At 62.9% G+C, this 13,117-nt stretch carries 14 protein-coding genes; 11 read left to right on the forward strand and 3 right to left on the reverse strand.

All coding sequences use genetic code 11. The annotated features are described in order from the left end of the window. The first annotated feature begins 6 nt into the window (after nt 1-6). The 4 genes from AC1RVY_RS21230 (at nt 7) to fliR (ending at nt 2,254) form a co-directional block, all read left to right on the forward strand. Nucleotides 7-363, forward strand: a complete 357-nt coding sequence (locus AC1RVY_RS21230; protein WP_369643493.1) for a FliO/MopB family protein — start codon at nt 7-9, stop codon at nt 361-363. Then, entirely contained in the window at nt 356-1,126 is a 771-nt protein-coding gene (gene fliP / locus AC1RVY_RS21235; RefSeq protein WP_369643492.1) for a flagellar type III secretion system pore protein FliP, read from the forward strand. Before AC1RVY_RS21230 ends, fliP begins: the two co-directional genes overlap by 8 nt. A gap of 11 nt (nt 1,127-1,137) precedes the next feature. Further along, a complete protein-coding gene (gene fliQ / locus AC1RVY_RS21240) occupies nt 1,138-1,407 on the forward strand; it encodes a flagellar biosynthesis protein FliQ (RefSeq protein WP_218296978.1) in 270 nt (89 codons plus the stop codon). A 76-nt stretch (nt 1,408-1,483) separates the two neighbouring features. Continuing rightward, nucleotides 1,484-2,254: a flagellar biosynthetic protein FliR gene (gene fliR, locus AC1RVY_RS21245; protein WP_218296979.1), complete on the forward strand. Its 771-nt coding sequence runs from the start codon at nt 1,484-1,486 to the stop codon at nt 2,252-2,254. Between the two features lie 29 nt (nt 2,255-2,283). Here fliR and AC1RVY_RS21250 read toward each other — a convergent pair whose 3' ends face one another. Together AC1RVY_RS21250 and AC1RVY_RS21255 are read right to left on the reverse strand one after the other, a co-directional pair. Then, nucleotides 2,284-2,913 carry a response regulator gene (locus tag AC1RVY_RS21250; RefSeq protein WP_218296980.1) on the reverse strand — a complete coding sequence of 210 codons (630 nt, stop codon included), beginning with the start codon at nt 2,911-2,913 and terminating at the stop codon, nt 2,284-2,286. After that, a complete protein-coding gene (locus AC1RVY_RS21255) occupies nt 2,910-4,019 on the reverse strand; it encodes a hybrid sensor histidine kinase/response regulator (protein ID WP_218296981.1) in 1,110 nt (369 codons plus the stop codon). The genes AC1RVY_RS21250 and AC1RVY_RS21255 overlap by 4 nt, the downstream gene beginning before the upstream one ends. Nucleotides 4,020-4,206: 187 nt before the next feature. Here AC1RVY_RS21255 and AC1RVY_RS21260 point away from each other — a divergent pair, with 187 nt between their 5' ends. The 7 genes from AC1RVY_RS21260 to AC1RVY_RS21290 all read left to right on the forward strand — a co-directional run bounded on the left by AC1RVY_RS21260 (nt 4,207) and on the right by AC1RVY_RS21290 (nt 10,702). Then, nucleotides 4,207-4,653, forward strand: coding sequence for a hypothetical protein (locus tag AC1RVY_RS21260; RefSeq protein WP_218296982.1), 447 nt, complete (start codon nt 4,207-4,209; stop codon nt 4,651-4,653). Nucleotides 4,654-4,702: 49 nt separating this feature from the next. Further along, complete coding sequence (locus AC1RVY_RS21265) at nt 4,703-5,065, forward strand: response regulator (RefSeq protein WP_056173069.1); 363 nt, start codon at nt 4,703-4,705, stop codon at nt 5,063-5,065. Nucleotides 5,066-5,110: 45 nt separating this feature from the next. Continuing rightward, the gene (locus AC1RVY_RS21270) at nt 5,111-7,240 is read left to right on the forward strand and encodes a chemotaxis protein CheA (protein ID WP_218296983.1); all 2,130 of its coding nucleotides are present in this window, start codon (nt 5,111-5,113) and stop codon (nt 7,238-7,240) included. A gap of 54 nt (nt 7,241-7,294) precedes the next feature. Beyond that, nucleotides 7,295-7,783, forward strand: a complete 489-nt coding sequence (locus AC1RVY_RS21275; RefSeq protein WP_218296984.1) for a chemotaxis protein CheW — start codon at nt 7,295-7,297, stop codon at nt 7,781-7,783. 113 nt (nt 7,784-7,896) lie between these two features. Further along, on the forward strand, nt 7,897-8,802 hold the full coding sequence (locus tag AC1RVY_RS21280) for a CheR family methyltransferase (RefSeq protein WP_369643490.1): 906 nt from the start codon (nt 7,897-7,899) through the stop codon (nt 8,800-8,802). A 28-nt stretch (nt 8,803-8,830) separates the two neighbouring features. Beyond that, the gene (cheD, locus tag AC1RVY_RS21285; protein ID WP_218296985.1) at nt 8,831-9,580 is read left to right on the forward strand and encodes a chemoreceptor glutamine deamidase CheD; all 750 of its coding nucleotides are present in this window, start codon (nt 8,831-8,833) and stop codon (nt 9,578-9,580) included. A gap of 15 nt (nt 9,581-9,595) precedes the next feature. Continuing rightward, nucleotides 9,596-10,702, forward strand: a complete 1,107-nt coding sequence (locus AC1RVY_RS21290; protein ID WP_218296986.1) for a protein-glutamate methylesterase/protein-glutamine glutaminase — start codon at nt 9,596-9,598, stop codon at nt 10,700-10,702. An 83-nt stretch (nt 10,703-10,785) separates the two neighbouring features. On the opposite strand, the gene AC1RVY_RS21295 is transcribed toward AC1RVY_RS21290, so the two are convergent. Further along, on the reverse strand, nt 10,786-12,684 hold the full coding sequence (locus tag AC1RVY_RS21295; RefSeq protein ID WP_218296987.1) for an ATP-binding cassette domain-containing protein: 1,899 nt from the start codon (nt 12,682-12,684) through the stop codon (nt 10,786-10,788). Nucleotides 12,685-13,117: the final 433 nt, after the last annotated feature.

Genomic DNA, 13,117 nt, shown 5'->3' on the forward strand with positions numbered 1-13,117 from the left:
GGCAGCATGACCCAGACGCTGGTGGTGGTCGTCCTTTTCGTGGGCGCCATGGCGTTGCTGCCCTGGCTGGTCCGCCGGCTGCAGCAGCGCCACGCCACCGCCGGCCTGGGGGCTGGAGCGGCTTCCCGCGTGCTCTCCGCCGTGGCCGTGGGTCCCCAGCAGCGCGTGGTCACCGTGGAGGTGGGGCCGGAACACGCGCGGACCTGGCTGGTTCTTGGCGTCACCGCGCAGCAGGTGAGCTGCCTGCACGTGCTGCCGGCCGTTGCCGCCAGCACGCCTTCCGCGGCGCCCAAGGCGGAACCATCTTTCGCGCACGCGGTTGCGTCGGCCGTCAACGCGCCTGGAAGTCCTTCCCATGGCTGAGGCTTCACGGGTGCGTCATGTGCTGCTGCTGGCTGCGGTGGCCGCCCTGGGCGCCATGGTGCATGGCACGGCCGCCGCGCAGGCCTCCGCGGGCGCACTGCCATTGGTGGTGGGCAGCGGCCCTTCGGGCAACAGCTATTCGGTGCCCATCCAGACCCTGCTGTTCTTCACGGCCCTGTCCTTCCTGCCGGCGGTGCTGCTCATGATGACGGGCTTCACGCGCATCGTGATCGTTTTGTCTCTCCTGCGCCAGGCGCTGGGTACCCAGTCGGCGCCGCCCAACCAGGTCATCATCGGACTGTCGCTGTTTCTCACCTTCTTCGTGATGGGGCCCACCCTGGACCGGGTGTACCAGGACGCCTATGTGCCTTACACCAACAACACCATCAGCTTCGAACAGGCCCTGGTCAAGGCCGAGGCGCCGATGCGCAGCTTCATGCTCAAGCAGACCCGGCAATCCGATTTCGCCCTCTTTTCCCGGCTGGCGCGCCTGGATGCGAGCGTGACGGCGGAAACCGCGCCGCTGCGGGTGCTGGTGCCAGCCTTTGTCACCAGCGAACTGAAATCGGCATTTCAGATCGGCTTCATGATCTTCATCCCGTTTCTGGTGATCGACATGGTGGTGTCGAGCATCCTCATGTCCTTGGGCATGATGATGCTGTCTCCGGTGCTGGTGGCACTGCCGTTCAAGCTCATGCTGTTTGTGCTGGCGGACGGCTGGAATTTGCTGATCGGCTCGCTGGCTGCCAGTTTTGTTCCCTGAAGGAGTGGGCGATGACTTCGCAAATGGTGCTGACCATCGGGCGCGACGCCTTGACGCTGCTGCTGATGATTTCGATGCCGGTGCTCGGTGCCGTGATGGCGGTGGGGCTGATCGTGAGCATTTTCCAGGCGGTCACGCAGATCCATGAGGCGACACTGGCCTTTGTTCCCAAGCTGATCGCCGCGATGGTGGTTTTTGCGATCGCGGGGCCCTGGATGCTCAGTACCCTGGTGGACTTTATCCGCCGGACGATCGAGTCCATTCCGTCGATGATCGGCTAGTGCGGGGCACGGCCTTGCGCTTCGCGCCGCACCCTTTGTTCGCCAGCCCCATTTCTTGCTGCCCATCGGGGATCGCGTGATCACTTTCTCCGAAGCCCAGCTGATGGCCTGGCTGTCTCCCATCCTGTGGCCATTCTTGCGCGTGCTCGCCGTCTTCTCGGTCGCGCCAGTGTTTTCCATGCGGACGATACCCATGCGCGTCAAGATCGGACTGGCGTTCCTGGTGGCGCTGTGCGCCCAGGGCGTGCTGGTGAATCAACCGGTCATCAGCGTCAACGGGCGCGAGGCATTCGGAGCCGTGGCCCAGCAAGTGGCCGTGGGGCTTGCGATCGGGTTTTCCGTCCGGCTGGTGTTTGCGGCCGTGGAGCTGGCGGGCGAAATCATCGGGTTGCAGATGGGGTTGAATTTCGCATCATTTTTCGACCCCTCTTCGAATGCGCAGATCAGTGCGGTAGCCCGCTTTTTTGGACACATGTCCATGCTGCTCTTTGTGGTGATCAATGGCCATCTGCTGATCTTGATGGCCGTGGTGAAGAGTTTTGACCGCTTTCCGGTCGATGGCAACTTCCTGCAGGCCCTTGGGCAGATGCGCATTTACGAGCTGGGTTCGTCCCTGTTTTCCAGTGCGCTGTGGATCGCGCTGCCCATGATCGCGCTCCTGCTGTTCGTCAACTTGACGCTGGGCATCATTTCGCGGGTGGCGCCGCAGATGAACATCTATGCCGTGGGGTTCCCGGTGACGTTGACCGTGGGCATGCTGGGCATCGTGGCCACGCTCCCGCTGCTGGAGCAACCGGTGCTGGCGCTGATGCAGCAGGCGGTCGATCTCTTTGCCACGCAGCGATAGTGGGGAAAGAGGGGGGTGTGCAGGCCGTCTCAGACCAGCTGGTTGCGGATGGCGTAGACGGTGAGTTCCGCGTTGTTCGAGAGCTTCAGCTTCTCCAGCACGCGCGAACGGTACACGCTCACGGTCTTGGGGCTGAGCATCAACTCCTCGGCGATGTCCGACAGCCTGCGGCCGGAGGCAATCTTGACCAGTGTCTGCAGCTCCCGCTCGGACAGCGCCGCATGCGGCGCCTCCGGCGTGGGCTGTGCCAGGCTGTCCGCCAGCATCTGGGCAACCTCTGCCGTGAGGTACTTGCGCCCCTGCATGACGGTGCGCACGGCCGCAATCAATTCGACCGGATCCCCTGCCTTGTTGGCGTATCCCTGGGCGCCGGCCTTCAGGCAGCGCAGGGCGTACTGGTCTTCCGGGTACATGGACACCACCAGCACCTTGATGGCGGAGTGCGTCTCGCGCAGGCTGGCCAGTACCTCAAGGCCGCTGCGCCCCGGCATGTTCAGGTCCAGCAGCAGCACATCGCAGGCTGCCGAGCGCAGCACCTCGCGCAGCTCGGAATATCCCCCGGCCTCTCCAGTCACCTGGATATCGGGGGCGTCGGCCAGCGTGTCGCGTATTCCGCGCCGCAGAACGGCATGGTCATCGCACAGGACCACATGAATCACTGCACATCTCCTGGGGCTGGTGATGGGTGCGATGTTAGCGGTATGGAAAGGATCACGGAGGTGCCCTGGCCGGGCCGGCTGCTGATATCCAGCCACCCCCCGACAGTCCGGGCGCGTTCATGCAGGCCCTTGAGCCCGAAGGCCTTGGGCTTGTCGAGCATTTGCGGATCGATGCCCCGGCCGTCGTCGGTGACCTCCAGCGTCAGGACGCCCTCCTTGTCGGAGAGATCGATACGCACAGTGCCTGGATGGGCATGTTTGGAAATATTGGTCAGCGCTTCCTGCGCGGTGCGGTAGGCCGCCAGCTGGATGTCGGGCGGAGCGTGGATGGTCTCGCTGCTGGTCACGACCGGAGCCGGTATGCCCGAGCGGCGCTCGAAGCCGGCGGCAAGCCACTGAACGGCTGCCACCAGCCCCTGTTCGAGGATCGGCGGGCGCAGGTTCATCATGATCCGCTGGCTCGCCTCGATGGCGTGCTGCAGCATCTCGGCCGCCGACGCCGCGTGTTCCTGCATCGCCGGGGCCGTGCTGTGGCGTCCGATCCATGCCACATCGAACCTCACGGCCGTCAATGCGCCGCCGATGTCGTCATGAATTTCTCGGGCGATGGATGCGCGTTCCTGCTCGATCGATGTTTGCAGGTGTTCTGTCAGTTCCGCCAGCCGGCGTTCGGACGCCTCCAGCTGCGCCACGGCCTGTTCGCGCGCCTTGCGGGCGTCGTGGACCTCCAGAGCGCGTGCGATCACATGGGGCAGGCGCTGCAGGTCGTCCTTGAGCAGGTAGTCTGCGATGCCCAGGCGGATGGCGTCCACGGCAGCTGCCTCGCCGATGGCGCCGGACAGCAGCACAAAAGGGGGGTGCTGCGGCTTTTGCGCCACATGCGTCCATGCGTCCAGCGCGGTAAAGCCTGGCAGGCGGTAATCTGCCAGGATGATGTCAAAAGCCTGGGTATCGGTCAGCCGCTGGAAGTCGGCAAGCGAGTCGACCTGATGGAGATGGCAATGGAGCCCGGACCGCCGCAGGGTCAAGGCGGTCAGCTCATGGTCCGCCAGTGAATCTTCAAGATGCAGGATGCTGAGGGTCTGGTCTGGTGCTATGGTGACCATAGGAGCGCTATCATAGGATACAAATTGGAACAAACAAGGGTGTTTGTCCGATTGGGATGGTTTCAGCGTCAGCGTCCAATGGATGCCGACACCATGGTGCGCATGCCTTTGCTTTGGGCTTTTGTGCAGATATCGTAGTCCTGGGATTTTTGCGTGCTTTGCTGCTGCGTGCTGCGATGGAGAAACGATGCAATCTACGCTAACAACGTCTGGAGGACCTGCTGTCCAGGTTCCCGTCATGGTGGCGGCAGAGCTGCAGGATTCGTTGCTGGTCGTGATGCATGACCTGCATCGCCTGGAAGGCCTGCTCAGCCATGCCACCGACAACCTGCTGGAACGTTTTGGAGAGGCCAATGCCGTGCTGACGGACGCGGCTGTGGCCGATTCTCCGGAGCTGGTGGCCGCTCGGGCCGCGCTGCGCAGCGCCGTGACCGAATTGCAGTTCCAGGATATGGCGTCCCAGTTGATCTGGCACACGACCAAGGTGCTTCAAGGATGCGCTTTCCGCTTGGCCTCCGAGGCCATGGGCAATGAAGATGGTGAAGAAGCAGCGCCATTTGCAGAGATGGCGCCGGACCGGCCCAACCCCGTCACGCAAAGCGAGATGGATGCCGGTTCCGTGGACCTGTTCTGATCTTCACGTCACTGGTTAACCTATATATTCAAGTCAGTTGGAGCCTTACATGCAATCGATCCTAGCCGTAGATGATTCACCGTCCATGCGGAAAATGGTGTCGTTCACTCTCACGGGTGCCGGCTACCACGTTGTGGAGGCGGTGGATGGGCAGGATGCCCTTGAGAAGGCCGAGAGCCATGACATTGATCTGGTCCTGGCCGACCAGAACATGCCGCGCCTGGACGGTATCGGATTGACGCGCAAACTGCGCGAGAACCCCAAATTCAAGACCATCCCGATCCTGATCCTCACCACCGAGTCGAGCGATCAGATGAAGCAGGCCGGGCGCACGGCCGGGGCGACGGGCTGGCTGGTCAAGCCTTTTGATCCCAATCGCCTGATCGAAGTCATCCAGAAAGTGATCCGCTGAGCCGGATTGGATTGGCCCGGACCACCAAGTACACAGGAGCCCACGATGGCGGAAACCTACCAAGAAGGATCGGGAGCAGGCGCTGACTTCGACCTGAGCCAGTTCTATCAGATCTTTTTCGAGGAAGCGGGCGAAAACCTGGACCAGATGGAGCAGATGCTCCTGGATCTGGATCTGAGCAGCGCCAATGATGAAGAGCTCAACGGCATCTTCCGGTGCGCCCATTCCATCAAGGGTGGCTCGGCCACCTTTGGTTTTTCGGACGTGGCGGAGCTGACGCACCAGATGGAGTCCTTGCTGGACCGGTTGCGCCGCCATGAGCTGCAACCCGTTCCCCAGATGGTGGACGTGCTGCTGGAGTCCGCCGATGCATCCCGCAGCTTGCTGGCCCGCCATCAGGCCGGAGGCCAGGGAGAGGCTGTCTCCACCACGTCGCTGGTGCGCCGCATCAGTGAGCTTGCTGCGGGGCTCGTCCCCAGCGACGCGCCCGCCGTGGCACCACCGCCACCTGCGCCAGCCCCGCAGGTAGCGGCTCCAGCGCCCAAGGCGGTGACGCCCGCAGTCGCTGGACAGGCGCGTGCACTGGAAATCCAGATCGGCCCGCTGGAGCGGCCGCAGCAGGCCGATGCCATCAAGGAACTGTTCCGGGATATTCCCGGGCTCGGTGCCATCAGGGACATGGAAAGCACCCAGCCCAACACGCGGCTGTTCGCGGTGGAGACCACCTCCACCAACGATGATCTGCTCGACCTGTTCGCCTTCCATGTGTCCAAGGAGCAGGTCCTCATCCGTGAGGCCGCTGCAGCAGCGGCTGCAGCCCCGGAGGACGCGGACGACGATGTCGTGGTCGCCGCGGATGCCGCCGGAGGCGAGGCGTACGGCTTCTTCAGCGATGCGCCGGGTGCTCCCGGCACCGATGCGCCCCGGGCGGCAGCGCAGGCCCCCGCACAAGCGCCCAAGGCTGCGGCCCCCAAGGCTGCGGAGCCCAAGGTCGCCATGCAGGCGCAGATGGAGTCCACGACGATTCGCGTGGACGTGAAAAAGGTCGACCAGCTCATCAACCTGGTGGGTGAACTTGTGATCACCCAGGCGATGCTCGCGCAGAACAGCCGGGGGCTGGATGCAGGCGCCTACCAGCAGCTGCTGGCGGGCCTGGCCGACCTGGATCGCAACACGCGCGACCTGCAGGAATCGGTCATGTCGATCCGCATGATTCCGATGTCCATCGTCTTCAGCCGCTTCCCCCGCATGCTGCGGGACTTGGCGAACAAGCTGGGCAAGAAGGTCGAACTGGTGACGCTGGGCGAGGCCACCGAACTGGACAAGGGGCTGGTCGAGAAGATCACCGATCCGCTGACACACCTGGTGCGCAACAGCTGCGACCATGGGATCGAGATGCCGGCGGACCGCTTGGCCAAGGGCAAGTCGGAACACGGGACCATCACGCTGTCGGCCTCGCACCAGGGCGGATCGATCGTGATCGAGGTGCGCGACGATGGCCGTGGCCTCTCGCGCGAGAAGATCCTCAGCAAGGCGCAGGAGCGCGGCATCGAAGTGTCCGAGCAGATGAGCGATGCGGAGGTCTGGCAGCTGATCTTTGCACCAGGCTTTTCCACCGCCGACGAGGTGACCGATGTGTCCGGGCGTGGCGTGGGCATGGACGTTGTCAAGCGCAATATCGCGGCGCTCAACGGGTCGGTGGAGATTGACTCGGCCGAGGGTTACGGAATGAAGGTTTCCGTGCGCCTGCCGTTGACGCTGGCCATCATGGATGGCATGTCCGTGGGGGTGAGCGACGAGGTCTACATCCTGCCGCTGTCTTCCGTCGTGGAGTCCTTCCAGGTCAACGCGGACGATGTGAGCACCGTGGCACAGGGATCGCAACTGGTGAAGGTGCGCGACGAATACATGCCGGTGATCGCGCTGGAAAAGATCTTCCAGGTGCCGCGTTTTGACCCCAACAAGTCCAGCAACATCATGGTGGTCGTGGAAGCGGATGGCAGCCGTGTTGCGCTGCTGGTGGATGAGCTGCTGGGCCAGCACCAGGTGGTGGTCAAGAACCTGGAATCGAACTACCGCAAGGTCCCCAACGTGTCGGGCGCCACCATTCTGGGCGACGGCACGGTGGCGCTCATCCTGGATACGGGCGGGCTGGTGCGGCGGGCGCGCCACTAGATTTGAGCAGCCGTGCCCGAAGGGCAGGGCGCTGTCACGAAAGGAGAATTCACCATGAGTGTGATGGGTAAAACCGCAGAGGCGGTGCCAACGGGCACCCGCGAATATCTGACGTTCCGCCTCGACCAGGAAGAGTACGGCATCGATATCCTGAAGGTGCAGGAGATCCGTGGCTATGAGCCACCGACACGGATTGCGAACGCCCCCAGTTTCATCAAGGGCGTCGTGAACCTGCGTGGCACGATCGTGCCCATTGTCGACATGCGCCTCAAGTTCAACTGCGCGCAGGCGGACTACAACAGCTTCACGGTGGTCATCATCTTGAACCTCCGCAACCGGGTGGTCGGAATCGTGGTGGACTCCGTCAGCGACGTGATGGAACTGACGCCCGAGAGCATTCGCTCTGCACCGGATATTGAAAGCGCCATCGACAACAGCTGCATCCTCGGGCTCGGGTCGGTGGGTGAGCGCATGCTGATTCTGCTGGACATCGAGAAACTCATGTCCGGCGTGGACATGGGGCTGGTGACCGCCAACGAATAGGGCGAATAGGGCGCAACCGTCACACCAGTGGTGGATCCAGCACCTGCCAGCAGATGGCGGGTGTGGCTAGCAGGTCTCTTGGAGCGAACAGGATTTCCCGTCGGACGATCAATATGGCCCAACCCACCAGTGCATTCCCCACGGCCCGGCCCACCACCGCCAGGGTGGATCCGGCCTATGCCGCCGCGGCTGCCCCCTCGGGGCCGCTGGCCCAGGGGCGCGAGTTTGTCTGGACCAATGCGGATTTCGCGCGGGTGCAGGCGCTGATCTATCAGCGCGCGGGCATCAGCTTGCACGACGGCAAGCACGCCATGGTGTACAGCCGCCTTTCGCGCCGTTTGCGTGACACGGGGCACAACAGTTTTCACGACTATCTCGGATGGCTTGAGACGCATGACGGCCCGGAGTGGCAGGAGTTCATCAATGCGCTCACCACCAACCTCACGGCCTTCTTCCGCGAACAGCACCATTTCGAGATCTTCGCCTCGCATCTGCGCAGCAAGCCATCGACTGGCTGGCGGGTCTGGTGCAATGCCGCCTCTACCGGAGAAGAACCCTATTCCATCGTGATGACGGCGTTCGAGGCGCTGGGGGCCAACGCGTCTTTCAAGCTGACCGCCAGCGACATCGATTCCCGCGTGCTGGCGACGGCAGCGCAGGGGGTGTACCGCCTCGACAGCCTCAAAGGCCTGAGCCCGGAGCGCCTGCAGAAGTTCTTTCTGCGGGGCAAGGGGGCCAATCTGGGCATGGTGCGGGCCAAGCCGGAACTGCGGCGTGCCATTGATTTCATGAGTGTGAACCTCATCCGGGACGACTGGCCGTTCAAAGAGCCCTTCGATGTGGTTTTTTGCCGCAACGTGATGATCTACTTTGACGCACCCACGCAGCGGCGGGTGCTGGAGAGGATCCACAGGGTCCTCAAGCCCGGCGGCATGCTGTTTGTAGGGCATGCCGAGAACTTCAGCGAGTCTAGGGACCTGTTTACGCTGCGTGGCAAAACGGTGTACGAGCGTCGCTGACCCGCATGTTGCCTAGCACCGAGCACACATGACCACCACTCCATCAGGCTCATCCCCTTCTTCGGCCGTTGCCGCGCCTGGCATGTCCGAGCGGCGCCGTGCTCCCCGCATCGCCCCCCTGAGCGCGGACATCTATGCCGCCGGGTCAGGGCCGGCCCGGGAGTCTTCGCTGCAGGAGCTCAAGGCGCACAGCCGCAAACCCGGGGAGGCTTCCTTCTTTTATCTGGACCATCACTTTCAGCACAATGCCGTGAAGGTCCTTCCGGGCGAATATTTTGTCGCCGACGAGAACATGGTCATCATGACCGTGCTGGGGTCATGCATTGCCGCCTGCCTGTGGGACAGCCGTGCGCGCATAGGAGGCATGAATCATTTCATGCTGCCCGATGGCGATGTGGGGGATGCCTCGGGGCGCTATGGCTCGTACGCCATGGAATTGCTGATCAACGAGATGCTCAAGCTCGGAGCCCGCCGCGAAACCATGCAGGCCAAGATTTTTGGCGGGGCGCAGGTCATGCACAACTTCACGACCATGAATGTCGGTGAGCGCAACACCAATTTTGTTTTGAACTACCTTCACACGGAGCGTATTCCCATCGTCTCCGAGGATGTGCTGGATATCTATCCGCGCAAGGTGGTTTTTTTCCCCATCACAGGGAAAGCCATGGTCAAGCGGTTGGCGCACGCACATCCCGAGGCCCTGGTGGCCCAGGAAGTGCGCGGCAATGCCGCCACCGTGGCCAAGACCACCTCGGGCGGTTCTGTCGATCTGTTTTGAGGAAGGCGTGAGTTAATGAGCAGGAAAATCCGGGTGATCGTGGTGGACGATTCGGCGTTGGTCCGCAGTCTGCTGTCCGAGATCATCAACCGGCAGCGGGACATGGAGTGCATCGGCACGGCCAATGATCCCTTGGTGGCGCGCGAGATGATCCGCGAGCTCAATCCCGATGTCATCACACTGGATGTCGAGATGCCGCGCATGGACGGCATCGACTTCCTGGGGCGGTTGATGCGCTTGCGACCGATGCCGGTGGTGATGATTTCCACGCTGACGGAGCGGGGCGCTGAAGTGACGATGAAGGCGCTGGAACTGGGCGCGGTGGATTTTGTGGCCAAGCCCCGTGTCGGCCTGGCCAGCGGCCTCAACGATCTGGCCACCCAGATCGTGGACAAGATCCGCGTGGCCGCGGTGGCGCAGGTTCGCCGCGCGCCCGCTCGCGAAACCACCGCCGCTGGCGGCGCGGGGAGTGGTGCAGGTGCAGCGCCTGCCATGCCCGCGTCGGCGCTCCTGGGGCGCCTGTCCACCGAAAAACTGATTTGCATCGGGGCATCCACCGGCGGTACCGAGGCCATCAAGGAGGTGCTGGTGCAGATGCCGGCGGATTCGCCCGCCATTGTCATCACCCAGCATATGCCCCCGGGTTTCACCACCAGCTTCGCGGCCCGCCTCAATGGCTTGTGCCAGATCACGGTCAAGGAAGCCGTGAACGGGGAACGCATCCTGCCTGGCCATGCCTACATCGCTCCGGGGGGAACCCAGTTCCACGTGGCCCGCAGTGGTGCCAACTATGTTGCCGTGGTGGATGATGGCCCGCCGGTGAATCGCCACAAGCCCTCGGTCGAGGTGCTGTTCAAGTCGGCCGCTGCCGTGGTGGGGCGCAATGCCTTCGGCATCATGCTCACCGGAATGGGCAACGATGGCGCGGCCGCGATGAAAGAGATGAAGGATGCTGGCAGCTACAACTACGTGCAGGATGAGGCCAGCTGCATCGTATTTGGCATGCCGCGCGAAGCCATTGCCCACGGCGCCGCGGATGAGGTTCTGCCGCTGGGGCAGATCGCCTCCGCATTGATTACGCGTTTGCGGGGCGCGACGGATCGGCTGCACCACCGGATCTGATGGCCGGGCACGGCCTGCGTTGCAGGCCGCGCATTTTGGCGACAGAGCAGCGCGGTCCTGCTTGTGCCCGGTGCCTTGGTGCGTCAGGCGGACAGGGCCGTCCAGCGTTCCAGTGCGGCCATCAACTCTTCCTCGATGGCCCCGGCCCGCGTGGTCATGGCGGCGGCCCGTGCGGGGTCGGCGCTGTACAGGGTGCCATCCGCCAGAGCGTCCTGCAGTTCCTGCTGCTCTGCTTCGAGTCCGGCGATCTGTGCAGGCAACTGGTCGAGCTCACGCTGTTCCTTGTAGCTAAGCTTCTTTTTTGATAGCGGCTCGCGCTTGCTGGATGAGGCCTGAGCCGGATTTTCGCTCAAATTCTCTCGGCCAGCCTTCTGGCCGGGCGCGGGGGAGGCCTGGAGTGCCCGGCTGCGCTTGGATTGCTGCAACCAGTCCTGCACGCCACCTTCATATTCCCGCCACAGGCCGTCGCCCTCGAAGGCGATGGTGCTGGTGACCACGTTGTCGAGAAAAGTCCGGTCATGGCTGACGAGGAACACGGTACCTTCGTAGTTCTCCAGCAGCTCCTCCAGAAGATCGAGGGTGTCGATGTCCAGGTCATTGGTGGGCTCATCCAGTACCAGGACATTCGCGGGACGCGCGAACAGCCGGGCCAGCAGCAGCCGGTTGCGCTCGCCGCCCGACAGCGAGCGGACAGGGGAATGCGCGCGGGCCGGAGAGAACAGGAAGTCGCTCAGGTAGCTCTTGACATGCTTGCGCTGGTTGCCGATTTCGATCCATTCGCTGCCTGGGCTGATGAAGTCCTCCAGCGTGGCATCCAGGTTGACGGCATGGCGCATCTGGTCGAAATACGCGACCTGCAGATTGGCGCCTTGGCGGATGGTGCCTTCGTCGGGTGCCAGCTCCCCGAGAATCATCTTGAGCAAGGTGGTTTTGCCTGCGCCGTTGGGTCCTATCAAGCCCACCTTGTCGCCGCGCAGGATCGTTCCGGTGAAGTTGCGCACAATGGTCTTGTCGCCGAAGGATTTGCCCACACCGTTGAGCTCCGCGACGATCTTGCCTTGATACCCGCTGGAACTGCCGGTCGCCACGTCCATGCGAACGCTGCCCACCACTTCCCGGCGGGCCTCGCGGCGCGCGCGCAGGTGCTCCAGGCGGCTGATGCGGCTCTGACTGCGGGTGCGGCGCGCCTCGACGCCGCGGCGAATCCAGACTTCCTCCTGGGCGAGGAGTTTGTCGGCCTTGGCGGAAATGACGGCTTCCTGGGCCAGCTGATCCTCCTTTTGTATCTGGTATTGCGCGAAGTTGCCGGGGTAGGAGCGCAACTGCCCACGATCAAGCTCCACGATGCGGGTGGCAACGCGGTCCAGGAACGACCGGTCATGGGTGATGGTGACCACACTGCCTGGAAAATCAAGCAGAAGGTCTTCAAGCCATTCGATGGAGTCGAGGTCCAGATGGTTGGTGGGTTCATCCAGCAACAGGACGTCCGGGCGGGCTACCAGCGCTTGTGCGAGTGCCACACGCTTCTTGGTCCCCCCTGACAATGTGCCCACAACGGCATCCGGATCCAGATGCAGGCGCTGCAGTGTTTCCTCTACCCGCTGTTCCCAGTTCCAGGCGTCGTAGGCTTCAATTTCGGATTGCAGGGCATCGAGGTCCAGGCCTTCCGCACCCGACAGGTACTGGTCACGGATGGCAATGACGCGCTGCAATCCTTCGGACGCGGACTTGAAGATGGTGGCGGTGGAATCCAGAGAGGGTTCCTGGGCCACGAAGGCAATGCGCACGCCCTGTTGTACCTGCAGTGAGCCGTCGTCTGGTTTGGCCAGCCCCCCGAGAATCTTGAGCAGCGAGGACTTGCCCGCGCCATTGCGCCCGATCAGTCCCACGCGCTCGGCAGTCTCCAGGGAAAAGCCGGCGTGGTCCAGCAGTGCAACATGCCCAAATGCGAGTTGGGCGTCCAGTAAGGTGATAAGTGCCATAAGGGCAGGATTATCGGGGGGAGGGTGGTGTTGCCGGCGATGGGGCAGAACTGGGCGGGGCGCTCGCATCCCCACTGGATGTGTTTTCTCCCCCTTTAATAGAGGACCGCAAGGAGGCGCAGTGGTCGTGGCGTGGCCGGAGCCTGCACGGAGCGCAGGTTGGAGAAGGCCTTCAGGAAAGAATTGATCAGCTTTCCCTTTGCCCTCCGAACTCATGCTATAGTCGAGGGCTTCGCTACTGAGGCGGTGCTGCAGAGGTGCGGGGCGCTGGAGGTTCGGGTGATGATGGGGTCTAGGCCCTGTGGTTGCCGGGGCTGAGAAGGTGGAAGAAGAAAGTTTGGTTTTGGGTTGTAGGCGGTGTAAAAACCGGTATATAATTCAAGGCTTCGCTGAGTAGAACTGGATGCCGCAAGGTGCTGAGTTTGAAAGGTGA

The organism is Acidovorax sp. GW821-FHT11A03 (assembly GCF_058809075.1).